This is a genomic window from Sorangium sp. So ce128, assembly GCF_051525245.1.
Taxonomy (GTDB): Bacteria; Myxococcota_A; Polyangia; order Polyangiales; family Polyangiaceae; genus Sorangium; species Sorangium cellulosum_B.
Genome location: NZ_CP150313.1, coordinates 12,623,780 through 12,648,848, shown reverse-complemented (window position 1 = coordinate 12,648,848; position 25,069 = coordinate 12,623,780). Strand labels below are relative to the sequence as shown.

Below are 25,069 nucleotides of genomic sequence, written 5' to 3'. Positions count from 1 at the left end.
TGCCCGCGATGTATGGATTCCGCGCGCGTGGGGCCGGGATAGAAAACTCCCAGCCGACGGTCGGGGAGCTCCAGTACGACCATTTCTGCGCCCCATTCATCCGCTGTCGGCCCCGCACAGCGCCGCGAGGCGGCGCTCGTCCTCGGGCCCTCCCGCCGCGCGCGCCGTGTAGTAGACGAGCTGCTGGCGGCTCGACGTCGTCGAGGCGAGCGTGTGCCACTCGAGGACGAGCGGCCCGGCGTCGCCGGCGTCGCGGCCACCCGCGCCCTCGGCCTCGACGCGGAAGGCCTTCGCGCCGCTCACCTTGGCGCGGACCTCGTGGCGCGCCCAGATCACCCGGAACGCCTCGCTCGTCTCGAGCAGCTCGGCAACGAGCGCGTCGAACTCCGGATCTCCCACGTGCGAGCTCGCGCTGAAGCGGAAGGCGGCCACGACCTCCCGCTCGATCACGCCGATCTCCGCGTAGCGCGCGCGGTAGGCCGCATGGCGGAAGGTCATCCAGAGCAGGTTGCGCCTTCGCGGGGAGACGTCGCCGAAGTCCACGAGCAGGCGGCGCGCCGCGCCGTTCCACGCGAGCACGTCGAACCGGGGGCTGAAGACGAGCGCCGGGACGCGCATCGCCTCGAGCGCGCGCGCCATCGCCGGCTCGGCCCTCTCCTGGCGCGCCGCTGCCCGCGCGGGCTCGGGCCGCGCCAGGTAGAACAGGTGACCTCGCTCGTCGTCGTCGAGCTTCAGCACGCGCGCGATCGCCTCGAGCGTCTCGCGCGACGGGTTCACGTCACGCCCTTGCTCGAGCCGGGTGTACCAGTCGACGCTGAGCCCGGCGAGCTGCGCGATCTCCTCGCGCCTGAGGCCCGGCGTGCGCCGCCGCTTCCCCGCGAACGCGCCGCCCGCGATCGGCGCCGCGCGCATCCGCCTCCCTCGGAGGAAATCCGCCAGCTCGCTCCGCCTGTCGCTCACGATCGCGCGCGCCCCGGGCACGCGTCGAAAGATGCACTGTTCGCGCGCCTCTATCCAGGGATTGCGAATCCTAGGATCGCGGCACGTCTGCCTAACCTCGACGCGGAGCTCCAGATTGCGGGCACCCCCGACCGGGGACCCAACCAGGAGCTGGCACCATGTCTCAACATCTTCCTCTCGCAGGTCGCATCGCCGTCGTCACCGGGGCCTCCAGCGGCATCGGTGAGGCCACCGCGCGCAAGCTCGCAGCGCAGGGCGCCGCCGTCGCGCTCGTCGCGCGTCGCAAGGACCGCCTCGATTCACTGGCCGAGGGCATCCGCGCCGCGGGCGGGCGCGCGCTCGCGCTCTCCGCCGACGCCAGGGACAGGACCGCCGTCGCCGGCGCCGCGCGGTCGATCGCGGCCGAGCTCGGCCCCGTCGACCTCGTGATCAACAACGCCGGCGTCATGTTGCCGTCCGGCGTCGAGGAGCACCGGATCGCCGATTTCGAGCAGATGATCGAGGTCAACCTCACCGGCGCGATGCGGGTCGTCGACGCGTTCATCGATCCGCTGGTCGCGGCCGCGAAGCGGGGCGGCCCGTCGGACCTCATCAACATCTCGTCGATCGGCGCGCACGGCGTCTTTCCGACGTTCGCCGTGTACTGCGCCACCAAGGCCGCTGTCACCCACCTCTCGCGCAACCTGCGCGCCGAGCTCGGACCGAAGCACGTCCGCGTCTCGGTCATCGAGCCTGGGTTCGTCAACACGGAGCTCCAGAGCCACATGACCGACGAGGCCGCCAAGGCGTGGATCGCCAGGGCGAGGCAGCAGATCACGTGGCTCACGGCGGACGACCTGGCGAGCACCATCGCCTTCACGGCCGCCCTCCCGCGGCACGTCAACCTGGCGCACGTCACCATCATGCCGACCCAGCAGGTGTGACCGGCGCCTCCTCGCGACCGGAGACGCTCGCGGCGCCGTGACGCGCGCCGTGTGTTACCCGTGATCCAGCTGCTCCAGCTCGCGCACGCGCGCCTCCAGCTCGCGCACGCGCGCCTCGGCCGCCTCCCTCGCGCGGGCCTCGATCGCCGCGACTTCCTCCTGGGTGGGCACGAGCTCGCCCTTGCCGCCGGGGCGCGTGAGGCGGAGCCGGGACTCGGCCCCGCCGCCGATCACGCAGAGCCAGCTGTCGAGCGCGGGGCTCCACACGCGCCCTGCGCCGGCGTACACGCGGACATACGCGCCGTCGGGGTCGCGCCGGTAGGCCTGGAGCGCCACGCGCCCCGCCGGCGGCCGGTGCGTGGCGGCCAGCGGATCGAAGATCGCGAGCTCCGGGCAGCCGAGCTGGCAGTACTTGAGCGGGACCTCCTCGTAGGCCTTCTGCCAGTCGGTCGCCACGATCTCCAGGGCGAAGCGCGGGGGCCGGTGTCCGGGCAGCCAGGTCTGCCATTGCTTGGGCAGCGGCGGCGCGGGGCGGTGATCGAGGAGGTAGACGTCCGGCGAGACGCGCACGAGCGGCTCCTCGCGCACCCAGGCGAAGAACCGATCCGTGCCGGCGTGGTGGTCTGTCCAGCCGCGCTCGCGCGCGAGCTGCGCGATCGACGAGAGGAGCAGGCGGGAGATCTCGTCGTGCTCGCCCCACGCGCCGATGCCGTCCGCGTCGTCCAGGTACCAGTCCGACCAGTCGATGGTCGCGCGGAGCTCCTCGGGCTCCGGGTCGCGGACGACGAGCGCCCGCGGCAGGCGCGTCGCAGGGGGAGCGGCTCCGGAACGGGCAGGCAGCACGAGCCCACACGGTAGCACCCCGAGCGGAGCGGCGGGAGCCACAGGCGGGTGCGACCGCGCGCGGCAGTCGGCCGTGGCGTGCCGTCGGCCGGAGCCGGAGGAAGGCGCGGCGCGGCGCGCGGGCGGCTGTCGCCAGCGCGCTCCAGCGGACTGCGCGCCGCGTCGCCGAGGCGCCGTGGGGCTCCCGATCCGGCGCGCCGGCGCCATGTCGGCGGCATGCGTTCTCTCGGGGGAGTGCTCTTCGACGTGGATGGGGTGGTGGTCGACTCGCCGCATGAGCACGCCTGGCAGGAGGCGCTGGATGCGCTGATGGCGACCGAGTGGCGCGCGATCGCGCCCGAGACACGCTACGCGCCCGAGCGGTTCACGACGGCCGTCTACCAGAGCGAGGTCGCCGGCAAGGCGCGCGAGAGCGGCGCGCGCGCGGCGCTCGACTACTTCGGCGTGCCCGACGCGGCGGAGCGCGCCGGGGTCTACGCCGAGCGCAAGCAGGCGGTGCTGCTCCGGAAGATCGCGGCGGGGAAGTTCGTCGTGTTCCCTGACGCGACGCGGCTGATCCTGGAGCTCAAGGCGCGCGGCGTGCTCCTCGCGGCGGCGTCGTCGTCCAGGAACGCCAGCGAGCTCCTCCGCAGGATCCGCGTCGACGCCTTCGTCGAGCACCAGAACCCCCGCCGCGCGCCGGTCTCCCTGGGCGCGACGCTGCTCGATCTGTTCGACGCCGACCTCTGCGGCGTCGCGGTGGCGCGCGGAAAACCGGCGCCGGACCTGTTCCTGGCCGCCGCGCGCGCGCTCGGCGTCCCGCCGCCGCGCTGCCTCGTGATCGAGGACGCCCCCTCCGGGGTGCAGGCCGCGAAGGCGGCCGGGATGACCTCGATCGGCGTGGCGCGGCTCGCCGACGAGGCGCTGCTGGCGGCCGCGGGGGCGGATCGCGTCGTGACGACGCTCGACCAGCTCGATCCGGACGCGCTGGTCGACGGCCGGATCGCGGCGCGCGCGGCGTGAGCCGCGGTGAGGGCGGCGTCACGACGCGCGAGCACGGAGGCGAGCAAGCACCTCGTCGGCGTCGAGCGTGTCTCCTGCGTCGTCCTGCGCAATGCCCTCAGCGAGCGCGGCGTGGAGGGCCCCCCGCTCCTCGTCATCGAGCTCATCGAGCGCGTCTCCCCCCACCGCGACAAGATCCACGACGGCCCCCTCTGGCAATTCGGTGGGCTCGTCGAGCACGATGTGGCCGTTCCGCACGGTGGCTTTCAGCGAGAGCACCGTAGGGTCATAGCACCGTGCGGCGCCCCCTCAGCCGCCCTGCTTGCGGACGATCGCCAGGCTCCAGATCTCCCCGGCGCTCGTCCCGACCCACAGCGTCGGCGCCCCCTTGCCCGCGACCGCGAGCACCGCCGGCTCGCCGCGGGCGCCGAGCGTGACGCTCGCCGTCGGCGCGAGCGGCGCGCCGGACGCGGCCTCGATGGCAGCGCCGTCGAACAGCGCGACGCCGCCGTCCGCGAAGGCGGCGAAGAGGCTCGACTCGAGGACGGCGACGTCGGCGACGGGATCGGCGAACGCGAGCATCTTGGCCGCGAGCTTGCCGGACGACCTCACGACCGCGCAGACCGCGCTCGCGCCGCGCTTGTACACCGCCGTCAGCTTGGGGCCGCCGCGCACGCGATCGAGGTTCTGGGCCGCGCGCGGCAGCGAGGCGCGGAGCGTCGGGCCCGGCTCGGGCGTCGCGCCGGGATGGACGCGGAGCTCGCCGCCCTCCCCCGCGCCGTCCATCACCACATGCGCCTCGGTCTCGGTCAGGTCGAACGCCCGCGCGGAGCCGCGCACCGCGAACGTGCGGCCGTTCACCTCGGTCTTGTCGAGCTTGAGCTCCGTCGCGCTGCCGTCCCAGCCGAGCGCGAGCGCCGTCTCGCCCGACGGCCGCGTGGCGAGCTGCCGCGCGTCCCGGCCGACCTGCTCGAGCTTCGGGCCGTGCGTGATGCCGAGCAGCGCCCACACCGCGTCGTCGCCGCTCCGCACCACGGCGACGTCCTTCGACAGGAGCGCCACGTCGTGCGCCGAGGACAGCGACAGGTTCGTCGTCTTCGCGCCGGAGCCGCCGACCGGGCAGACGCCGAGGCGCACCGGATCGGTCGAGACCATCGCGACGAGCCCGGGGCTCGCGAGGACGGCGGCGCCTCGGATCTCCGCGTCCAGGCCGTGCACCTTGCGGGGGGAGCTCAGATTGCTGAAGGGCATGGCCGGCTAGGATACCGGTTCTCGCGCGGCGCGGTCAGCCCTTGATGAGCGAGCGGACGTCGATGTCGAGGTTCTCGGACTCCGCGACCGCATCCATCGCCTTGCGGAGCTGGGTGACGGTCACCCCGGCGGGGACGTCGACGCGGGCCTCCATCCGGAAGAGCTGCGAGCCGGTGACGGGCGCCTCGTAGGCCGAGGTCTCGAGCGAGACGATGTTGACGCCGACGCCGTGGAGCGCGCGCGATACCGCGCGCACGATGCCCTCGTGATCGAGCGCGTCGACGGAGATGACGCAAGGGATGGTCGCCGCGCGCCGGTGCGACTCGGGGCTCTTGGTCCTGCGGCTCTGCACCGTGAGCCCCGTCGCCCGGGTGAGCGACTCCGTCTCGCGCTCGACCGCCTCGATCGCGCCGGGGGGCCCCGACGCGAGCAGGAGGATGCCGAACTCGCCGCCGAGCACCGCCATCCGGCTGTCCTCCACGTTGGCGCCGCGCTCCGTCAGGTAGTGGGTCACCTCCGCGACGATGCCCGTCCGATCAGGGCCGAGGCAGGAGAGGACCAGGAAGACTTCAGGCTCGGACGTGGTCGTCATGCGGCGCATCTTAGTCCGATCCGCGCAGCCAGCGCACCTCGCCGCGGGCGCGGGCCGCGCGTCCCGGACGACGAGCGCCCGGGCAACGCCGTCCGTGTCCTCCGGCCGAGCTCCCCCGAGAGCGGCCGGATCGAGCGCCGCGCGCGCGTCCGCGCGCGCCATGCCGACGACGAGGCGCTTGTCTCCGGCGGGCCAGTGGGCGAGAGACGGCTATCCCCATGCTGTACGAACGCGACAACATCCATCGACTCACGCCCTACACGCCAGGTGAGCAGCCGCAGCGGGCCGACGTGGTCAAGCTCAACACGAACGAGAACCCGTACCCGCCGCCGGCCGCCGTGCTCGAGGCGATCCGGGACGTCTCGGCCGATCAGCTCCGCCGGTACCCGCCGCCCCGGGCGCAGCAGTTCCGCGAGACCGCGGCGCGGCTCCATGGCCTGTCGCCCGAGCAGGTGATCGCCACGAACGGCGGCGACGAGCTGCTTCGCATGGCCATGACGGTGTTCTGCGAGCCCGGCGGCCGCGGCATCGGCGAGACGTACCCGACCTACTCGCTCTACGACGTGCTCGCGGAGATCCACGGCACGACGATCACCCAGGTCCCCCTCGCCGAGGACTGGTCGGTCCCGGAGGATTTCGCGCAGCGCCTGAACGAGCACGGCTGCCGGCTCGCGCTCCTCGTCAACCCGCACGCGCCGTCGGGGCGGCAGGAGCCGCTCGACAAGCTCGAGCGCGTCGCGCGGGCGTTCCGCGGCGTGCTCCTCATCGACGAGGCGTACGTCGACTTCGCGGAGTTCGACGCGACGCCGCTGCTCGACCCGGCGCGAGGGCTCGACAACGTTCTTCTGCTGCGGACCCTGAGCAAGGGATACTCGCTCGCGGGGCTCAGGTTCGGGTATGGGCTCGGGCACCCGCGGCTCATCGAGACGCTCGACAAGGCCCGCGACAGCTACAACACCGATATCCTCTCGCAGGCCGCGGCCACCGCGGCGCTCTCCGCGCGGGACGAGGCGAGGAAGAGCTGGGAGAAGGTGATCGCCGAGCGCGCCCGGCTCACCGGGGCGCTCCGGCAAAAGGGGTTCACGGTGGCGCCGAGCCAGAGCAACTTCGTCCTGGCGAGTCCGCCGGGAGGAGGGCTGTCGGCGCAGGCGATGTACCGGGCGCTCTACGACCGCGCCATCTTCGTGCGCTACTGGGACGCGCCGCGCATCCAGGACAGGCTGCGGATCACGGTGGGCACGCCGGAGCAAAACGACGCGCTGCTTGGCGCGATCGACGAGCTGTCGCGCGCCGCCGGGACCGCGAGCGATTGATGAGCTGAGCCGCCGTGGCGGCCGGGGCGCCATGCGCCGTCGCGCGCCGTCCGCTTCGTGCGCACGTGTACGATCCTTGCGCAGCCCCTGGCCTCAGCGCTTCGCGCGGCGGCGGGCCGCGCCGGTGGCATCGGCCCTGCAATCCCCTCGACCATTCACTGCACAGCGTGCCCCACAGGTCGGGTCCTAAAGCCTCGTCGATCCACGGCGGGAGAGGAGATTGCTCATGCGTCACCAGCGTCACCAGCATCAGCAGAGCAGCCGGTCATCGTCCCATGTCCTGTCGCGCCTGTTTCGCAGCGGCGGCGTCCCCTGTCTTTCCCTGGCGCTCGCGACGGCATGCGGTGCTGGCTCCGGCGGCAGCCCGGTCGGCTCGCTGACGTCCAGCGCGACCACGGAGGGCTCCGGCAGCGGCGGCAGTGATGGCAATGCCGGCAGCGGCACCGGCAGCGGTGCCAGCGGCGGCAGCTCCGGCAGCGGCACCGGCGGCAGCTCCGGCAGCGGCGGCGGCGGCGGCGCGGTCGTCCCGCCCGGCAGCTGCGGCGCGAGCGGCGCCACCGTGAGGCGCGCCTACGCGCCCAGGCTGTTCACGGCGGGCGCGGATCCCTCCGGCGATGCCGAGTGCCAGGGCGTGCTCAACCCCGAGCGCGGCGTCTTCCATTTCAGGGATCTTCGAAGCCTGGGATCTGTCGCTGGCCTTCGAGACGAGGGGTACACGCTGATCTACGGTCAGGCGCTCATCGACGACTACCGTGCGCGGGACATCGATCAGCCCCTCATCGACCGGCTCAACGAGAGCTTCGCCGCCGTGCGCTCGGCGGGGCTCAAGGTGCTCCCCCGCTTCTACTACGCGACGGACATCGGTGAGGACGACGCGCCGCTCGGCCGCGTGCTGTCCCACATCGACCAGCTCAAGCCCGTCCTGGAGGCGAACGCCGACGTCATCGCCGTGCTGCACCCTGGCTTCGTCGGCGCCTGGGGCGAGTGGCACGCCTCGACGAACGATCTCACCCGTCCAGACAGCCGCAAGCAGATCTTCGACGCGCTGCTTCAGGCGCTGCCCGCGAGCCGGATGACGCTCGCGCGCCGCCCCTCGCACAAGCTCGAGGCGTACGGCGGCCCGCTGACCGAGGAGACGGCGTTCTCCGGAGCGCCGCTCTCGCGCGTCGGCCACCTGAACGACTGCTTCCTCGCGAGCGAAGACGACGTCGGCACCTACCAGCTCCCCGGCGAGAAGGCCTATGCCGCCGCGGACTCGGCGTTCACGCCCGTCGGAGGCGAGACCTGCGGCCGCAACCCGCCGCGCAGCGAGTGCGCCTCGGCGCTCGCCGAGCTGTCGGCGCACCACTTCAGCTTCATCAACACCGACTATCACCCTGACGTGCTCGATGACTGGCGATCCGGGGGCTGCTTCGAGACGATCGCCTGCCGCCTCGGATACCGCTTCGTCGTGATGGACCACGAGTCACCCGAGCAGATCGCGCGCGGGCAGCCCCTGTCCCTCCGCCTGCGCGTGTTCAACGACGGGTACGCCCGGGCCTACAACCCGCGACCGGTCTACCTCGTGCTCCAGCAGGGCGAAGCGCGGCGCGTGGCCGAGGTCGACGCCGATCCGCGCCGCTGGGCTCCTGGCGAGGAGAGCGAGATGTGCCTCGAGGCAAAGATTCCGGCCGATCTCCCGCCGGGCGACTACCAGCTCGGCCTGTGGCTGCCCGACGCATCCGAGCGCCTGCGCGACGACCCGCGCTACGCGATCCGGCTATCGAGCGGCGCGGCGTGGGACGGCGCCAGCGGCGTCAACCTGCTCGACGCTGCGGTCCGGGTGGTCGAGTGACCGGCCAGGTGGCCCCGCCGCGCGCGAGCGGCCGACCCCACGGCCCAGGCTGATCCGGCGGCCGTCAAGCGCTGAGCTTCGTCGTGCTAGATAACAGGGAGGGAGAGGCACAGATGAGCCAAGAATCCGAGCGAGACAAGATGATGAAGAAGACGGCCGTCCTCGAGATCCCCGGCATGGATGCCGTCATCCTCCGCAGGGATATCGAGTACCAGGCGACCGACGCAGGCGCCCTGACCTTCGACCTCTACGCTCCACCAACCTCGGTGGCCGTGGCGCGGGCGCCTGCCGTCGTCTTCGTGTCCGGCTATCCGGATCCGGGGTTCGAGTCGGTGTTCGGCTGCAAACGCAAGGAGATAGGGCAGTCCACGTCGTGGGGACGGCTGGTGGCCGCATCCGGCTTCGTGGGCATCAATTACACGAACCGCGAGCCGTCCGATCTCCACGCGCTGCTCGAGCACCTCCGGCAGAACGCCGCCTCGCTCGGGATCGACGAGCGCCGGATCGGCCTGTGGGCCTGCTCCGGCAACGTCCCCATGGCCCTGTCGGCGCTGATGCGGGGAGCGAGCGGCTCGCTCCGGTGCGCCGCCCTCTGCTACGGCTTCATGCTCGATCTCGGCGCGTCCACCCGCGTCGCGGAGGGGGCGGCGCAGTTCCGGTTCGTCAACCCGTGCGCCGGGAAGTCGATCGACGACCTCCCTCCGGACCTGCCCCTGTTCATCGCCAGGGCAGGACAGGACAGGATGCCTCACCTCAACGAGACGATCGATGACTTCATTGCCGGGGCGCTGGCCCGCAACCTGCCAGTGACGCTCGTGAACCACGCCACGGCGCCGCACGCGTTCGATCTGCTCGACGACAGCGAGGCTTCGCGAGAGACGATCAGGAGCCTCCTGGGGTTCCTGCGGTTCCACCTTCTGGGGTAGGGCGATCCGGCCTGCGCGCTCGGCTCACCGGGCGCCGCCGGCGGGCGACGCCGCGAGCCCTCGTCTCGGCGTCACGCTCTGATGGACGACGGCTCGGCCGCGCCGCGCACCGCATCGCGGAACCACCGCTGCGCCGGATCGCGGTGGTGGCGCTCGTGCCAATACATGCGCACCTCGAAGCCGGGGAGCTTCACCGGCGGATCGACGACGCGCAAGGGGAGGATCTCCGCGAAGGCCTCGGCCACGCGCGCGCCGACGGTGACGACCAGGTCAGAGCCGGCGACCACGTGCGGCGCGAGGAGGAAGTGCGGCACCGCCAGCGCCACGCGACGGCGCTTCCCGAGCTGCGCCAGCGTCTCGTCGACGACGCCGCCGGGCGTGCCGCGAGGGGCGATGAAGACGTGGCGCATCGACGTCCAGGAGGCGAGGTCAATGCCATTCTTCACCAGCGGATGCCCCCTGCGCACGAGGCAGACGAAGCGCTCGCGGTAGAGCGGGCGCGACCGGATGCCAGCGGGGAGCCCGTCGCTGCGCGCCGGGGCCACCACCACGTCGGCGTCGCCGCGGGCGAGCTGCTCCTCGAAGGAGGCGTCGAGCGTGCGGAGCCAGAGATCCACGTTCGGCGCCTCGCGCCCGAGGCGATCGAGGAGCTTCGGCGCGAGGACGAAGGAGCCGTAGTCGGCGGTGGCGACGCTGAAGCTGCGGGCGGCGCTCGCGGCGACGAACGGCTCCTCGGCGCGGAAGCAGCGATCGAGAGCGCGCATCGCCTCGCGCACCGGCTCCGCCAGCTCCTGCGCGCGCGCCGTCGGGGCGAGGCCGCGCGAGGTGCGGACGAAGAGCGGATCGCCGAAGAGGCGCCGGAGCCGGCCGAGCGCATGGCTCGTCGCCGACTGGGTGAGGCCGAGCCGCTTGCCCGCGCGCGTGAGGTGCCGCTCGTCGAGGAGCGCGCCGAGCACCCGCACGAGGTTGAGATCGACCGTGGCCACGTCATGAAGGGCAGGCATGGTGAGTATGTCTATCATGCAGTGGATCGATGCGCCGAGCAGGCGCATCTTCTCCCTGTCGACGGCGCGTTCGCCGTGAAAACAAGGAGCACGCACATGGACCACGTCATCGCGGGGGTTCGGGGGACACGGGCTCGGTCGTCGCCGACACGGCGCCACCGCAACAATCGCCTGGAGGTTTCAGCATGAAGGCCGCAGTCGTACATGCGCTCGGTGTCCCGCCGTCCTATGGCGATTTCCGTGAGCCGGAGCCCGGCGTCGGTGAGACCGTGGTGACCGTACACGCCGCTCCGCTCAGCCCCATCGTCAAAGGCCTGGCCTCGGGCAGGCACTATGCGAGCGGAAAGAGCGGCGGCTTCGTCCCGGGCGTCGATGGCGTCGGCACGGACGCTGCGGGGAGGCGCGTCTACTTCCTGTTCCCGAAGGCGCCCTTCGGCTCGATGGCCGAGAGGTCGCTCGCCATGGACAGCATGATGGTGCCGGTGCCCGACGCGCTGTCCGATGAGCAGGCCGCGGCGATCGCGACCGCGGGGCTCGCCTCCTGGATTGCGCTGTCACGCCGGGCGCTCCTCCAGAAGGGCGACACGGTGCTCGTGAACGGCGCGACGGGCGCGGCGGGGGGCATGGCGATTCAAACCGCCCGTCACTTCGGAGCGAGCAGAGTGATCGCTGTCGGTCGTGACAAGGTGAAGCTCGACCGGCTCGACGCCGACGTGAAAATTGCCTTTGACGATGGCGCGGATCGATCATTGCGGGATCAATTCGATCGAGGCGTCGACGTCGTGCTCGACTTCGTGTGGGGCGAGCCGGCCGTCCGCGTTCTCCGGGCAGCGACGAAGGACCGTGGATCCAGGGCCGGCGAGCCGCGCCTGCGCTTTGTTCAGCTGGGTACCGTGGCCGGCGACGAGATCCCGATCCGAGGTGACATGCTGCGCAGCACGGGGCTCGAGCTCATCGGTAGCGGTATCGGAAGCGTTCCGGTGAAGGAGCTGCTGGCCGGGGCCGGCGAGCTCTTGGCAGCGGCCCCGGCGGCCGGCTTTCGTGCGCCGTTCAAGGGTCTGCCGCTCAGCGCTGTGACCGATGCCTGGAACGATGAGCCGGAAGTGCGGTGCCTTCTCCTGCCGAACGCAAAGGCCTGAGGTCGATCATCCGCCTGCACGCAAGGAGGACTCCGATGGGCATCAACGGTGCGGTCGTTCTAGCGAGAGCGGCGAACATGTTGAAAATCGTCCAATTCCAATAGGCGCAGCCTCAGCCGAACAGTGCTCTCACACGGGTCAACCGATTCATGAGCGCCTGTTCCTGCCGCGACAGGGGTGCCCCTGCAGCGTCCCTCTGGCTTCGAGATGTCGGTCAGGTAGGCCCCAGATCCGGTCGCTGCGCTCCGAGCGCGCCCGGGCGCTCGTGAACGCGTGGCCGAGTGCTGGCGGAATGGGCGGCCGAGTCGACCGGAATACGCATTCAGCAGCAAATGAGCGTGGCTTGCGCGCGGTGTTTGTTGTACAAGAAGTGAGTATGAATCAGCTTGCGAAATCAGGGGGGACAAAGGGAGCTGCCCGTCAATCAGTCCGAGGGACCCCCGCCGCGGGCGGTGGGCCTGCTCCGCGCGCAACGAGCAGCGCGATGTCGCGCATCATCGGGGGCATCGCGATCGTCGGTGCGCTCCCTCTGGCGTATTGGCTCGGCACCCGTACGGCGACGGCCGATCGTCCGGCGCTCACGGCGCGGGAGTCCGGCGCGCCGGATCGCAGCGTCTCCGCACCTATCAGGAAACCGCCCGTGATCCCAGCTGCGCCTGATGTCGTGCGCGAGGGATCCCCCGCCGAGCCCGAGTCGGCTGTCAGTGCGCCGCCCTCCGAGCCTCTAGAACCACCGCAACAGGAGCCGTCGGCGCTCGAGCATCGCGATCGGGTTGTGGCTGAGTTGCGCGCCTCTGGCGTGGACCGCCGCCTGGGCGCGCCGGCATCGACGGTGGTCAACGGGTGGTCGAGCAAGCTCGCGCGGTTCGCGGTCGGCGGGTCGTTCGAGCAGGAGGAGTGCTACGCGAAGGGCTGCTTTGTGACCATCGTTCACCCGTCGCTGCAGGAAGCGGAGAAAGCCACCGATATCATCACCCGCACCGGCGAATTCAATGGCTGGCAAGCGGGCAAGATGCGCAGCGGTCCGATCGCTCACGACGATGGTCGCGTGGAACTTACATGGGTGATGTATCCACCACCGCCCGACGGCCATGTGCTCCCCGAGACGCTACCCCCGGACAACTTCGAGGAGCTGATGCGGCGCGGCTCCCCCCAGTGAGGAGCGCTCACGTCTGCATGATCGTGAGCGTCGGGCGCCTGTCTGGAGGTACGAAGTCTGTCGCGGGCCCGGGCTCCGACCAGACGCGCTGACCGCGCCTGCTTGTCTCGGCCCTGCTTGTCCAACCCTCCCGCGGCTACATGCCGTTGTCGTCTACTGGAGACACGCTCACGGTGGAAGTGATCCCTTCGAGCGTCACGTTCGACGGCAGCTTGCACATGACACCGACCTGCACCTCGGGACCGATCAGCGTCTTGTAGGCGTCGAGACGCACTCGACGGGTGACGCCGGCTACCTTTGTAAATGGTGCGGTTTCGGACGTGGTCCCATCCCGGGTGACCCAGGTGAGCTTGCAGTCCGGGCAGGTGCCGCCGGCGACGCAGCCCGGCAAGGCGGTGCCTCCCGCGTATTGAACCTCGGTGAACGAGATGAACCGGTTGTGCTCGGCGGAGTCGTCCGCGGGCGGAGTGATGGGACAGAACACGTCTAACTCTAAAGGCGACGAGTTGGTGATCCCGGACTCACTGCGCGTGATCCCCGGGACCCCGCTCGCGGTGGTGGCCGCCGAACACTCGATGCCGCTGACCTGGACGTTGTTCCAAGCCGGCGTGAGATCCCAGGGATCGGGGACCGTCGACGGCAGCGCGTCGGGATTGTGAAGGGAGTCGCAGTTGTCAGCAAGCTGGCACAGCATGACCTTGTAGCCGAGTATCGCCGTGAAGGTCGGCAAGACGCAGTTATAGTCCAGACTGGCCGCAGTCAAGCCCTCGTTGGCTTCCAGCGTGTGCGTCGCATCGCTTCCCCAGAAGCTGCCAAAGGAATTGGGGTTGGAGTAGCTTGACGCATCCGCGAGCTTGATCTTGCCACTCCCGATACCACCGGTGTTGCTCACCGTTGTGCTGTAGTACTTTGATCCATTATTGGCTTGCATTCCGGCGTAGCAGCTGACGGTGCGAGAAGGAGCAAAGGACTGTCGCTGAAAATTCACGACCGCCAACATGGCTTCCGCCCATTTATAGGCATCGAAGGTGTAGCCGCCAGGACCATTCGAGCCCCACCGACTGGCCAGGGAAATCGGACAGATGACCGTCCGATTCGACTCGGTAGTGTTGAGGAGGGCGCCGCTGCTGTAGACTACGCGATCGTCCGAGAGCGGTGTCGCGAAGTGACATGCCGCCCCACCGTCCTTCAGCAGCCAATTCTTGTGCGTGGCCGACGCTACCCCGGCGAACAGAGAGCAAGCACCAAACAACGCTATCACTGCGAGCTTTTTCATGATGTTCACCTGTCAGTTCGGGATGACCGCGCTCGCGTAGTAGTTGATGGTGGTCAAATTGGGGGCATTGCAGGTCAGGCCCCAGTTCATCGTGGATTGGGAGCCGAATTCATTGAAGAAATACATGCTGCCGCTCCCTGTCCACGAGCTCGGCCCCGGGGTGGAGCAGCCCTGATTCGGGTCCGCCGAGCACGCGTAACGCGTGACTCCATAAGAGATGGATCCGTTGGTTGCCTTCTCGAACTGACGGCAGCTCACCGAAGCAGTGCTGGCAGCATCATACACATTTACCACGGTTGCCACAGGGTCCACGTAGGTCGGATCATCGCTGGCCACTCCGTAGTAAGCCGTCGACCGCCGCGTGATGGGGCAGAACACCGTGACCCCTCCAGGGGCCAAGGTCAAGATTCCCCCTGTGCTGCGCTGGAGATACACCTCGTCACTCGATGTTCCAGCGACGCATCGACTCCCACTCATGTTCACGTTGTTGTCCCCCCGGGTGTAGATGAAGTTGACCGGCGCCGCGTCCACCCCAACCGCCAGAGAGCTGACCACGCCGAGCGTCAGCGCCTGCATTTGTAATTTCATCATGTCCTCCTTAGGATTCCCTTCCCACGTGCGAACCCCGAGAAACAACCGGGCCCCGCCTCACGTAGCCGCATGGTTTCGCATCCGGCGCACAGGTTCTTCGTGAGACCTCGGAGAGGCGCTTCCGACGTTGCGTGTCGCCCGTTGCTGCACCTGATGCGCTTGCCCGCTGGTGTCCATTGAAGAATGGCGAGCAACACGCGCCAGAGGGCGTGGCCGCGGGGAGCTCCAGCACCCCGCGTGCCAGAGGCCGAGGAGAGCTGAGCCCTGGGGCGCCCGCCTCCGCCACCGCGGCGTCGGCAGCGCGTGAGGGGCTGGCAGTGCAGCTGCGGCCTGGGGACAGCTCCGGCCAGGCAACAGGCGTAGTGAATATTGCCGTCGCTGATCACGGAGCATGTCACGGTGCGGGCGTGACATGTCACGGTACAGGCGTGACATGTCACGGTGTAGCGCGTCAGTAAAAAGTTACTGTCGCTCGACAGAGTCTGCCGCTCAGCGCTGTGACCGATGCCTGGAACGAGGAGCCGGAGGTGCGGTGCCTTCTCCTGCCGAACGCAGAGGCCTAAGGTCGATCATCCGCCTGCATGCAAGGAGAACTGGTCATCCGGCCGCCCGCGCGTTTGAAGAACGCGCCCGGTGTGAGCCCGACGAGCTGACGGAAGTCGGCGATGAGGTGGGCCTGGTCATAATAACCCGCGTCTGCGGCGATGCGTGCCCAGTCGCACGAGGTCGCAGCCATTCGCACCGCGCGTTGCAGGCGGACGGTCCGCGCGAACTCCTTCGGGCCGATGCCGACGTTCTCGGTGAACGCACGGCGAAGATGCCGCGCCGTGACGCCGAGCCGACCGGCAACACGCTCCACGCGGAGTTCGCCCCCTTCGAGCAAGCGAACCGCACGACGAGCGAGCTGCCCCGATGCCGTGTCGAGTGGTTGGCCGGCACGAAGGGCGAGCGCCCGGGCGACGCGGTCCATCACGTCCACGCGGCTCCTCGCGGCGAGTAGCTCACCGCAGAGCTCGCACGCCGCGCGGCCCCACACGTCCTCCAGCGGAACGATCCGGTCCGTGAGCTCGCTCGCTGCCACACCGAGCAGCGGAACCGACCACCCTGGCTTGAACCGAAGAGTGACCGTCCGCGCGAGGCCTGTCTTGCTCTTGAATACCGCGCGTGTTCGGGGGCCTGCGACCCACACGTCCCCCTCGCGCCCACCCTCGAGCGCTCGAAAAAAGAGGCCTGTTCTGCCGTCGGGAAGCCACTCGACGTCGAGCACCTGCCCGGGGGGTGGCGCGACCTCACGGATGTCCTCGACGAAGCGCGGGAGCGCGAGGGTGGGGAGATCGATCGCTGCGGCCACGTTCGTCACTCTTACGCCTCTCGTGCGGCCGTTCAAGCCGACGCGGGTGGCCGCGTCGATCGGCTACCGCTCGCTGTCGAGAGCCTTCATGTGCTGGGCGGGGTAGCGCGTGCCGCCGATCGCGTCCGCTGGCACGATGCTCTCGAGCGCCGCGACGTCGCTCGCCGACAGCGGCTTGTCGAGGGCCACGAGGGCATCGTCGAGCTGGGCTCGCGTACGGGTCCCGACGATCGGCACCAGCGCGGGCTGCTTCGCCAGCACCCACGCGAGCGCGACCTGAGCCGGCGTCATCCCTCGCTCGCCGGCGAAGGCGCGCAGCCTCTCGACGACGCTCGCGTTCTTTGCCCCCTGTTCGCCCGCGAAGCGTGGCATGTACTGTCGGAAGTCCCCGCTCCCCGAGGGCTTGCTGCCGGTGAGCAGCCCCCGCGAAAAGACCCCGTAGAGCGTCGCGCTCGTCCCGAGCTCTGCGAGCGCAGGGAAGATGGACGCCTCGGGCCCGCGCGTCGCGATCGCGTACTCGATCTGCAGGTCCACGATCGGGTGCACCTTGCTCGCGCGCCGGATCGTCTCGACCCCCACCTCGGACAGCCCGATATGCCGGACGAAGCCGGCCTTGATGAGGTCGGCGATGGCCCCGACGGTGTCCTCGATGGGCACCTGCGGGTCGAGACGCGCGGGGCGGTACACATCGATGACCTCCACGCCCAGCCGGTGCAGGCTGTACGCCGCGAAGTTCTTCACGGCCGCCGGGCGGGTGTCGATGCCCAGCGCGGCGCCGTCCGGGCCGCGCATCGCGCCGAACTTCACCGACAGCTGGACCTTGTCGCGCACCCCGTCGATCGCGCGCCGGAGGAGGAGCTCGTTGTGCCCGTTGCCGTAGAAGTCTCCTGTGTCGATCAGGGTGATCCCTCGCTCGATGGCGTGGCGGATCGTCGCCACGCTCTCGGTGTCCTCGGCCGGGCCGTAGGCGCCGGACATCGCCATGCAGCCGAGGCCGACGGGGAAGACGCTGGGCCCGGTCTTGCCCAGCGGAGTCGATCGGAGCGGGGAGCGGCGCATCGTGGCGTCGAGGTGGGTCATGTGGTGTTCATGCCACGCGCCCGCGGCCTCCGATTGGAAAAACCGGACATTCGAGGCCCCCGGCATCTCGCTCCAACTGGGCACCAGGCCCGCGGATCGAGTCCACGGCCGACCGCCCCCTCGGTCATGGAGTGGCCCCCAGCAACGGCGTCATGTCCGGATCCGCCTTCTGCATCGCGCGCCGATACGCGGGGCGCGCGCCGATCCGCTGCAGATAAGCGAGGATGTTCGACCACGGCGAGAGGTCGTACGGCTTGAACAGCCGCATGGTGGTCAGCGAGAACACCGTCATGATGTCCGCCGCCGTCAGCTCCGGACCGGCGAGATAAGGCGCCTCACCCAGGCGCTGCTCCACCGTGGAGAAGATCAGGTTGAACCGATCCTTCGCCGCCTGCAGCGCCACATTCTTCTCGGACGCATCGACGCGCTCCAGAGACCACACCCGCAAGACGGCCGGCTGCAAGGTCCCGTTGGCGAAGTGGAACCAGTAGAGATAGTCGGCGAATCCAGGCTGGCCGCGCCGCACGGCGAGCCGCCCCTCGCCATGGGTCGCGATCAGATATTCAGCGATCGCGGCGGATTCGCCGAGCACCAGTTGGCCGTCGGTGAGGATCGGCGCCGTCCCCATCGGGTGCAGCGCCTTGTATTCCGGCGGCGCCATCCTGTTGTCCTTCCGGCGCTCGTACCGTTTCAGCTCATAGTCGAGCCCAAGCTCCTCGCAGAGCCAGACGATCCGCTCCGACTGGGAACGCCCGAGGTGATGCACGGTCAGCACGTTGTTCGCCATGAGCTCAAGGTACGACCGCACGTCGCGGGGTGCTTGCCGGTAGCTCTCTGCTTCTTGCTCGATCCTCTCGCCGGAGACACAAAAGCGCGATGGTGCTACGCTCTCCGCATGAACCTCGCGGCGCTCGCCGAGCTCGCTGCGCGCCAGCTCCCTCGCCCGAATGGCCACGCCAGCCAGTACGTGCGACCGCTGAAGAACCTCGGCATCCTCCGGCACCACCAGCCGACATCGTTCGAAGCCGCGGTCTACGAGCCGGTCATGGGCCTTGTCCTCCAGGGGCGAAAAGAAACGGTCCTGGGAGCCGATTCGTTTCCGATGGGCGTTGGGGAGTGTTTGCTCATCAGCCACGACCTTCCGGTGATCGCGCGCGTCACGAAGGCCCCGTACCTCGTGCTGCTCTTCGATGTCGAGCTGGATACGCTGCGCGATCTGTACGAGGCAATGGCCGACTCGCTGCCCTCCGCCGCGCAGCCTCGCTCGCTCGCGGTCCACACCTGCGATGCCAGGCTCGTCGACGCGCTCCATCGCTATCTCGCGCTCGCGGGCGCGCGGACGGACGCAGCGGTGCTTGGTCCGCTCGTCTCGCGCGAGATCCACTACCGGCTCGCGACGGCACCGTTTGGCGGCATGCTGCGCGACCTGATCCGCCACGACAGCCACGCCAGCGCGATCGCGCGCGCGATCGCACAGCTGCGGCGTGACTTTCGCTCGCCCGTCGAGATCCCGAAGCTCGCGCGCAGCGTCGGGATGAGCGCGTCTTCGTTTCACAAGCACTTCAAGGCGATCACGGCGTCATCACCGCTTCAGTATCGAAAGGGCCTGCAGCTCCTCGAGGCCCGCCGCCTGTTGCGCGCCGGCACGATCTCGGTGTCCGCGGCGGCGTTCGACGTCGGCTACGAGAGCGCGGCACAGTTCAGCCGCGATTACACGCGCAAGTTCGGCGTATCGCCGAAGCACGACATCTTGGCATGATTTCTGACCCGCGGTGCTAGCCGGTGATCGGCGCGCCCTCGGGCCCCACAGCCGGCGCGGCGACGTCCTCGGGCTCGGTCGCGGTTTCGATGGCCGCTTCGCGCTGCTTGCCAACCCCGAGCACATAGCCCCGGCTCAAGGACCAGGAGCGCCGCGACCTGCTCGAGATCGTCGAGGACCGTCACGGCCTGCGGTCAACGGCCATCACCAGCCAGATTTTTGTCGGAACGTGGCACGATCACCTCGGAGACCCGACAATCGCCAACACCGTCCTGGATCGCATCGTCCACAACGCGCACCGCGTCGCGCTAAAGGACCGCTCGCGCCGCAAGGGTAAGGAGACCACCGAGACCTGAACCCCAGCCCCCGACGGACCAGCGTCGCTTCGCTCCGAGGGCGATCACGATGCGCGATCGCGGTGATCACGATGGCGCGCTCTGCGTGATCACGATGGGCGGTCTCCGCAGCTCGCCCGCGGCGTCCCGTGGTGAGGGTCAGAAATCTGCGGATCGGGGCGGCTAACGACCAGCATTGCGAGCGACAATGTATCCCCTGCACATGGGCAGCCAGCGGACTGGCATGAGTCGCTCGTTTTGGCTGGCACGCTCATTGATCGGATACAGCATCAATCATCGCTGAACGAGCAGCCCGGCCCACAGGCGCGTTCGCTGACGGTGCGCCACCACCTGTAACTATGCACTCTCCGCGATGCGCGCAAGCTGGCGGAATTTCGAGACCGGAGCGCGACAACAAGACGAGGAGAATTGCTCATGAAGAGATGTCGTAGCCAGTTTTATTGCGCGTTCGCCTTGGCAAACGCGATGTTGGGCACCAGTGCGCTCGGAGTCGCCGGGGAGGATGCGATTCCGGGTGACGCGAGCACAGAGAACGTGAGTATGCCCTACGAGGCGCCCGTCCTGGAGGTGCCTGCATCCGCGGAGACGACGCGAAAGACAGCCGGCGTGGTCAGATGGAAGATTTATCGGGAGGGAGATGCCCGCGCGTTCCGGATCTTCGGGCTTGACGCGGAGGGTCAGTCGCTTTCGCTCCTTCGGCTCGCGATCGAGGAGACCGGGCGCGGAGGGACGCCGGTGATCGTAGAGAGCGCGATCCCCAGTTTCGGCGCGCTGGAACTCCGCGAGGACGGGACCGTCTCCCGGGACGACCTCGTGCGTGACAACGCCACCGCCGCCGCGCTGTCCTCCATGGTGGAGGATATGAGTGAGCTTGCGCAGTCGATGCGGACCCCTCGAGCTGCGGGGGACTGCCTTATTGCGGTCCTCCAGACATTTGCGACATGCGGCGGGGCTGCAGTCAGCTGCATCGAGACCGCAGGGTTGGGGTGCGCGCTCGCAGGCACGGCGTGTGTTGCCGCATACGCCAAGCTCAGCACGACCTGCGAGAAATGCATCGCTCTCAGGGCGGGCGATCCATATTATCCGGAGTGGACCACTTGCTGCGATGCCGATGTCTATAGCATTTGGGTGAAGGCTGACCAAAGCCACAAGACCGTCCTGAAGGGCTGCGCTCAGTGGGGCATCATTCGCTGAGCTGAGGCCGAGCCATAATTCCCGCCACTTTCACCGGCGGACTGGAGCTGGGCGCCGCCGCTGTCCTGGCAGCCTAACAGCGAGCGAAGTTTTTCCGTCTCGAATAGTTCTCGCCCTTCGGATGTGCGCCGGGCCCGCGATGGGCCTTTGCTGCGCGAATCCGCGTGCTACCGCGCTGGCCCGCTCACCGTGTCCTAGAGCTGGCGCCCAAGTTCTTCACCACGACACGGGACCGGCTCGGATTTTGACGAACTCGCGCTGCCTCTCGGCAGGCTCGCGGTGCCGCCGCCCCTGCCGGCCGCCACGCAGCCGGCCGAGAAGCGGCGCGGTAGGCACGGACCGAGTATGCCCACCAGGATTGCCTCATTGCGTCCGGGGCTCGAGTTCCACCGTCTCCGCATACACCGGGCGCAACCCCGACGTGGCCACCGGCGTCGACCCGTGATCGCCATCGGTGATGTGATGCTCGAACTCCTGGACAAGGAGCCGATAGCGGCGCCGCGCGGGGCCCCGCCGCTCGGCAGGGAGGCGCACCACAGCGCGGGCCAGCGTCCCCGGAGGCGTCTCGACGCGGACATCGATATCGGGAGCGCCCAGCGTTACCCAACCGAAATCGCCTTCCCCCGGGGTCCGCTGCTCCTGGACGTCGATCCGCACCTGATTGGGCCGGTTCTCTGGAACAGAACCGAGAAGCGTGATATCGAGCTCAGTTCGAGCCCAGGGGGTCGCGCACGCGCTGGCGCCGCGCTCCTGCGGCTTTGTCTCGAGCTCTCTCGAGGTGACCGTCAGGATACGGTCCGGCGTCACCTGGATGAAATCCATCAGGGTCACGCCCGACAGATGGACGCCCTCCACCGAACGCGGCTGGAAGCGCGCGAGGGCGAGCCGGATGAACGGGAAGTAGGCCGTTCCGACGTCCATCTCGACGTCACAATACCAGAGCTTGCGGGCGGGGTCCCAGGCGACGGCATGGCCCGCGACCGCCACGGGGAGCGGGCCGCCGCCAGGCCGCCCGCAAACTCCGAGTTCGGCGAGCTGCACGCCCTCGTGGCATGCGATCGCCGCCGGAAAGTGGCGCAACCCAGGCACCTCCGCGGGAAGGGTCGCCTGGGGCGACGGGTAACGCCCCGGATATTTCCACACCGGATCGGTCCCCCAGGTACTCACGTACGGGAGATACCTGCCGAGATCGCGGCGGCCCTCCGGGACGAGCAGGACGCCGAGGGTCTCTCCCTCTCCCGAAGACCACCACGGTCCCTCGATGTAGATCCGGAGCCCATTGCCCTTGCGCTCGCTCCATCGGACGTCGCCAGGGCTCACCAGAGACGAGAATCCCAGGAGCCGGCGGACCTCCGGAGAAGGCTCCTCGGGCTTCGTGGCCGTCGAGAGGACGCCGCCGCCGCGACACCATGCGAACGTGGGGATTCCATAGACGACCTTGGCGCCGATGGGCCGTGCCGTGCTCAATACGTCGACGGTGACCGCTTCCCCGGCGAGGGTGAACTCGCGCTCCACGGGAGAGGGCGGCTCGCCCGGGAGCTCGGTCGCGCGGACGGGCTCGAAGTACTCCCGGAAGCGCGTCGTCGCGACCGCATGGTACCGGACATGGCGGTACTTGGTGTCGCCCAGCTCGTGGCGGTACACCGGTTTGCCGTCGAAGCCCTTCTCGGCGAGGGAAAGCGCGATCCTCGGCACGGAGGTCTCGCCGGCAATGCCGATCTGCGCCGGCGCCTGAACGATGATGTCGAACGCGCGCGCGCTGCCTTTGAGCCAGCGGGTCCCGTCCGGGGACGACGGGTCGTCGACAGGCTCGCGGTATTCGGCCATCACATCGACCCTGGACGTGCTCGCCTGGTGCACTGAGACAACCGGCTTCTTGCAGACGAGATCGACGAACGTGAGGGCTGTCTCCCCGCACCTCCGTGAGGTCGTCTGCCCGTCGACGTTCTCCAGAAGCGGCGGCAATAGAGGCTGCTTGACCGCGTGAACCAGAACGATCTCCCGCTTCGGCGTGAGCATCCAGAAATCGCCGCGGATCGCGTCGAGCCTCGCGCGCTCGATATCCGGCGACGCATCTTTCATCCAGTGCCAGATCTGGAGCAGCTCGATGTCCTCCGGGCAGAGGTAAGAGGAGCAATCGATGCGCAGCACCTGCGATGGGCGGAGGCGCACCACGAGCTCGCGGCGGTCGGGCGACCATTGCGCGCCCGCCGGCTCCGTGAGGCCGCTCCTGTCGAGGGTGAGCCGGATCGGGAGCGGCTCCTCTCTGCGAGCGGTGGTGCGCTCCCCCTTCGAATAGAAGCTCTGGATCCACGCGGCCTCGCCGGGCAGCGCGCGCAGCGCGACGCCGAACGAGAGAGGGTCGGGCAGATACAGGGATAGGCCCGACCGCGGGCGGGAAGCCGCAGAGCGCGCGATCCATTCAGGGAGATTGTTGTCGTGATTGACGATGAACCGATGCACCTTTTCGAGGATTTTCTCCGCCTGCGCCCGTCTTCCCTGCCGGGCGTGCTCGCGGGCCTCGTCGAGCTCGTGGTCGAATACGCCGTGCATCTCCGCTGTGCGCTGGCCGATCGGCGGCGGTACGAAGAGCCGAGTCGGGCGCCCCTCCCCCCGAAGGTCAAGGGAATGCCCCGTCCGGTCCGAACGAACGGCGAGCAGCTCCAGCGATTCCCCGGGTGGATAAGCGTTCTGCGCCCGCAGGACCGGGATCACGGTCGGCGCCACGACGGGCTCCAGGCGCAGGTATCGCTCGGGCGGCGAGGCGTGCTCCTCGCCGGCCTCCTGGCGTCGGATGCTGTTGCCCGCCAGATCCACCGTGCGCGCGCGGAAGCGGTATGATCGGCCAAACCGCAGCCGTGGCAGCGTCCCGGGCACGACCTTCAGCTGGGATTTGACGATGGGCCTCGGCGACTTCGGCGGTTCCACTCCCTGCGGGAGCGGTCGTTTCTTCTGAGGGTGCGCCTTGCCCTCGGGTGCAACGGAGAGACTCCAGCCCTCCCACGAGAATATCTTCTCATGCACCTCGATCGCGTCTGCGGGCGCGCCTTCGGGGGCGCCCGCCGTGCCCTTGGGGGCCAGCGGGCGCGTCGCACCCGGCTCTACAAACCCCTCCTCCGGCGGCTGCGTGATCCGCCGATCTCCGATCACGTGAACCCCTTGCTGGGCGTGGAGCGACCGCCACTCTCCGGTGGTCTCATCGAAGACATCGACCCGCGCCCCGCGCAGGACGTCCTCCGCCCGGAGCTCGTCCGTCGCGCCGAGCTTGTTTTGCAGGTCCATCGAGCGATCGACGTTCTTCTCGACCTGCTCCCCGCGCGCGCGGCGCAGGACACCGAGCCCCGCCGAGCTCAGGGAAGGCAGGGAGTCCCTATCGAGACGATCGCGGAGCCCAATAGCATTTGCCTTGCTCTCCAGGGTCTCGACCAGCGACAGGAGCTTGAGCCCCGCGCCGTCCACGTCGAGCTGGCAGAGCTGGAATCGGCCGTCTTGCACGGTCGGCCAGGCTGAGTCGAGCCGCAGATAGCCCGAAGCGATGTCCGCGTCGGGCGAGGCGAGCGGCCGGAAGTCAGGCCCCATGAGCGTGCGCGGCGTACGGGGCTCGACGGCTCCACGCGGAGCCCACTCGGCGATCACGCGCACCAGCGCGGGCACGACCGGCATCGGGGACGGCAGCGGGACCACGAGATCCACCACGAGCCCGAGCCGACGAAGCAGTGACGGGTAATTGCCGAGAGCGGAGACGATTCGATGGAAATCGAGCTGCGGCGGCGGCAGATACGGCGCGGCGGCCGGCACCCGGTGATGAAACGCGCGGAGGAGAAGGTAATCCGTCGCGATCGCACCTTCTCGCTCTCGCACCGCGGCGATACGGTCCCTACGGGCCAGTCGGGCCTCCTCGCTGCGGCCCAGCGCCACCACCTCCTGCGGCGTCAGCTCCGGGCCAACGGGTATCACCGGAGTCCCGCCCGGACGCGGCGGGTCCGGGATTCGCAGCAGGGTGGCGATCTTCGCGACGGGGGCGAGCATCTCCGCTGCCAGCAGCCCCGCCCGAACGCGCCTGCCCCCGACCGGTGGCAGATCGCGCGGATATCGCGCGCCAACCTCCCTGTAGAGGTTCTGGATGTGAATCGCCAGATCACCGGCGGGATAGGAGACGACCGGCAACGTGGCGAGCTCGGCCTCGAATCGGTACCGGGGCACGCCGGTATCGGAAGGGAAAATGGCGCGCCAGAGCTCGGAGTCCAAAACCTGATCTGGCACGGGTTGGGCGGGCACGTTGATATCCGCGTCCCCTCCTCCGGGGGGAGAGAATTGCACCGTCCAGCGCATGGTGGAGACGACGTCCGGCCAGGCCGCGATATCGGGGTAATCTCCCAGGGGGACGGTGCCCTCGCCTTCCTGGGGCGGCTCCGTGCGCTCGAGCCGCGGTGAGACAAACACCGAGAGCGCGAGGGCCTCCCGTCCATCTACCTGGAGGATCCCGTTCGGCAGCGCCGTGAATAGGATGGTCGCAGTCGTAGGCATGACAGGGCTC

General features: G+C 69.3%; 23 protein-coding genes. 10 read left to right on the top strand and 13 right to left on the bottom strand.

The annotated features are described in order from the left end of the window. Window positions 1–96 precede the first annotated feature (96 nt). Window positions 97–960 (bottom strand): helix-turn-helix transcriptional regulator, encoded by an 864-nt coding sequence (locus WME82_RS47920; RefSeq protein WP_438040783.1) that lies wholly within the window; start codon window positions 958–960, stop codon window positions 97–99. A gap of 158 nt (window positions 961–1,118) precedes the next feature. Here WME82_RS47920 and WME82_RS47915 point away from each other — a divergent pair, with 158 nt between their 5' ends. Further along, window positions 1,119–1,883: an SDR family oxidoreductase gene (locus tag WME82_RS47915; RefSeq protein ID WP_438040782.1), complete on the top strand. Its 765-nt coding sequence runs from the start codon at window positions 1,119–1,121 to the stop codon at window positions 1,881–1,883. Window positions 1,884–1,937: 54 nt separating this feature from the next. Here the strand turns inward: WME82_RS47915 and WME82_RS47910 are convergent, their stop codons facing one another. Further along, entirely contained in the window at window positions 1,938–2,726 is a 789-nt protein-coding gene (locus WME82_RS47910) for a Uma2 family endonuclease (protein WP_438040781.1), read from the bottom strand. Window positions 2,727–2,942: 216 nt separating this feature from the next. Here WME82_RS47910 and WME82_RS47905 point away from each other — a divergent pair, with 216 nt between their 5' ends. Further along, window positions 2,943–3,728 carry an HAD family hydrolase gene (locus WME82_RS47905; RefSeq protein ID WP_438040780.1) on the top strand — a complete coding sequence of 262 codons (786 nt, stop codon included), beginning with the start codon at window positions 2,943–2,945 and terminating at the stop codon, window positions 3,726–3,728. 18 nt (window positions 3,729–3,746) lie between these two features. Here the strand turns inward: WME82_RS47905 and WME82_RS47900 are convergent, their stop codons facing one another. From WME82_RS47900 to WME82_RS47890, 3 genes are read right to left on the bottom strand one after another with little or no spacing between them, the layout of a single operon-like run. Continuing rightward, window positions 3,747–3,986, bottom strand: a complete 240-nt coding sequence (locus tag WME82_RS47900; protein ID WP_437743103.1) for a hypothetical protein — start codon at window positions 3,984–3,986, stop codon at window positions 3,747–3,749. Between the two features lie 30 nt (window positions 3,987–4,016). Next, the gene (locus WME82_RS47895) at window positions 4,017–4,958 is read right to left on the bottom strand and encodes a hypothetical protein (RefSeq protein ID WP_438040779.1); all 942 of its coding nucleotides are present in this window, start codon (window positions 4,956–4,958) and stop codon (window positions 4,017–4,019) included. Window positions 4,959–4,992: 34 nt separating this feature from the next. Beyond that, on the bottom strand, window positions 4,993–5,550 hold the full coding sequence (locus tag WME82_RS47890; RefSeq protein WP_437529497.1) for a glycine cleavage system protein R: 558 nt from the start codon (window positions 5,548–5,550) through the stop codon (window positions 4,993–4,995). Window positions 5,551–5,768: 218 nt separating this feature from the next. Between WME82_RS47890 and hisC the strand changes: the two genes are divergently transcribed. From hisC to WME82_RS47875, 3 genes are all read left to right on the top strand, one after another. Beyond that, window positions 5,769–6,863, top strand: a complete 1,095-nt coding sequence (gene hisC, locus WME82_RS47885) for a histidinol-phosphate transaminase (protein WP_438040778.1) — start codon at window positions 5,769–5,771, stop codon at window positions 6,861–6,863. A gap of 226 nt (window positions 6,864–7,089) precedes the next feature. Continuing rightward, window positions 7,090–8,697, top strand: a complete 1,608-nt coding sequence (locus tag WME82_RS47880; RefSeq protein WP_438040777.1) for a DUF4832 domain-containing protein — start codon at window positions 7,090–7,092, stop codon at window positions 8,695–8,697. A 113-nt stretch (window positions 8,698–8,810) separates the two neighbouring features. Then, window positions 8,811–9,623, top strand: coding sequence for an alpha/beta hydrolase (locus WME82_RS47875; protein WP_438040776.1), 813 nt, complete (start codon window positions 8,811–8,813; stop codon window positions 9,621–9,623). Window positions 9,624–9,694: 71 nt separating this feature from the next. Here the strand turns inward: WME82_RS47875 and WME82_RS47870 are convergent, their stop codons facing one another. Further along, window positions 9,695–10,627 (bottom strand): LysR family transcriptional regulator, encoded by a 933-nt coding sequence (locus WME82_RS47870; protein ID WP_438040775.1) that lies wholly within the window; start codon window positions 10,625–10,627, stop codon window positions 9,695–9,697. Window positions 10,628–10,812: 185 nt separating this feature from the next. Here WME82_RS47870 and WME82_RS47865 point away from each other — a divergent pair, with 185 nt between their 5' ends. Then, on the top strand, window positions 10,813–11,766 hold the full coding sequence (locus tag WME82_RS47865) for a zinc-binding dehydrogenase (protein ID WP_438040774.1): 954 nt from the start codon (window positions 10,813–10,815) through the stop codon (window positions 11,764–11,766). Between the two features lie 484 nt (window positions 11,767–12,250). Beyond that, window positions 12,251–12,925 carry a hypothetical protein gene (locus WME82_RS47860; RefSeq protein ID WP_438040773.1) on the top strand — a complete coding sequence of 225 codons (675 nt, stop codon included), beginning with the start codon at window positions 12,251–12,253 and terminating at the stop codon, window positions 12,923–12,925. Between the two features lie 136 nt (window positions 12,926–13,061). Here WME82_RS47860 and WME82_RS47855 read toward each other — a convergent pair whose 3' ends face one another. The 5 genes from WME82_RS47855 to WME82_RS47835 form a co-directional block, all read right to left on the bottom strand. After that, window positions 13,062–14,201 (bottom strand): hypothetical protein, encoded by a 1,140-nt coding sequence (locus WME82_RS47855; protein ID WP_438040772.1) that lies wholly within the window; start codon window positions 14,199–14,201, stop codon window positions 13,062–13,064. A gap of 12 nt (window positions 14,202–14,213) precedes the next feature. Beyond that, window positions 14,214–14,792, bottom strand: coding sequence for a hypothetical protein (locus tag WME82_RS47850; protein ID WP_438040771.1), 579 nt, complete (start codon window positions 14,790–14,792; stop codon window positions 14,214–14,216). 559 nt (window positions 14,793–15,351) lie between these two features. Further along, window positions 15,352–16,179, bottom strand: coding sequence for a helix-turn-helix domain-containing protein (locus WME82_RS47845; protein ID WP_437855442.1), 828 nt, complete (start codon window positions 16,177–16,179; stop codon window positions 15,352–15,354). 27 nt (window positions 16,180–16,206) lie between these two features. Continuing rightward, complete coding sequence (locus WME82_RS47840) at window positions 16,207–17,223, bottom strand: aldo/keto reductase (protein ID WP_438040770.1); 1,017 nt, start codon at window positions 17,221–17,223, stop codon at window positions 16,207–16,209. 124 nt (window positions 17,224–17,347) lie between these two features. Beyond that, the gene (locus WME82_RS47835) at window positions 17,348–17,998 is read right to left on the bottom strand and encodes a glutathione S-transferase family protein (RefSeq protein ID WP_438045008.1); all 651 of its coding nucleotides are present in this window, start codon (window positions 17,996–17,998) and stop codon (window positions 17,348–17,350) included. 120 nt (window positions 17,999–18,118) lie between these two features. Between WME82_RS47835 and WME82_RS47830 the strand changes: the two genes are divergently transcribed. Then, window positions 18,119–18,982 (top strand): AraC family transcriptional regulator, encoded by an 864-nt coding sequence (locus tag WME82_RS47830; RefSeq protein ID WP_438040769.1) that lies wholly within the window; start codon window positions 18,119–18,121, stop codon window positions 18,980–18,982. Window positions 18,983–18,998: 16 nt separating this feature from the next. On the opposite strand, the gene WME82_RS47825 is transcribed toward WME82_RS47830, so the two are convergent. Further along, window positions 18,999–19,121 carry a hypothetical protein gene (locus tag WME82_RS47825; protein ID WP_438040768.1) on the bottom strand — a complete coding sequence of 41 codons (123 nt, stop codon included), beginning with the start codon at window positions 19,119–19,121 and terminating at the stop codon, window positions 18,999–19,001. Window positions 19,122–19,140: 19 nt separating this feature from the next. Between WME82_RS47825 and WME82_RS47820 the strand changes: the two genes are divergently transcribed. Together WME82_RS47820 and WME82_RS47815 are read left to right on the top strand one after the other, a co-directional pair. Further along, the gene (locus tag WME82_RS47820) at window positions 19,141–19,338 is read left to right on the top strand and encodes an ATP-binding protein (protein ID WP_438045007.1); all 198 of its coding nucleotides are present in this window, start codon (window positions 19,141–19,143) and stop codon (window positions 19,336–19,338) included. A gap of 414 nt (window positions 19,339–19,752) precedes the next feature. Next, on the top strand, window positions 19,753–20,532 hold the full coding sequence (locus WME82_RS47815) for a hypothetical protein (protein ID WP_438040767.1): 780 nt from the start codon (window positions 19,753–19,755) through the stop codon (window positions 20,530–20,532). Between the two features lie 363 nt (window positions 20,533–20,895). Here the strand turns inward: WME82_RS47815 and WME82_RS47810 are convergent, their stop codons facing one another. Beyond that, a complete protein-coding gene (locus tag WME82_RS47810) occupies window positions 20,896–25,059 on the bottom strand; it encodes a hypothetical protein (protein WP_438040766.1) in 4,164 nt (1,387 codons plus the stop codon). Window positions 25,060–25,069 lie beyond the last annotated feature (10 nt).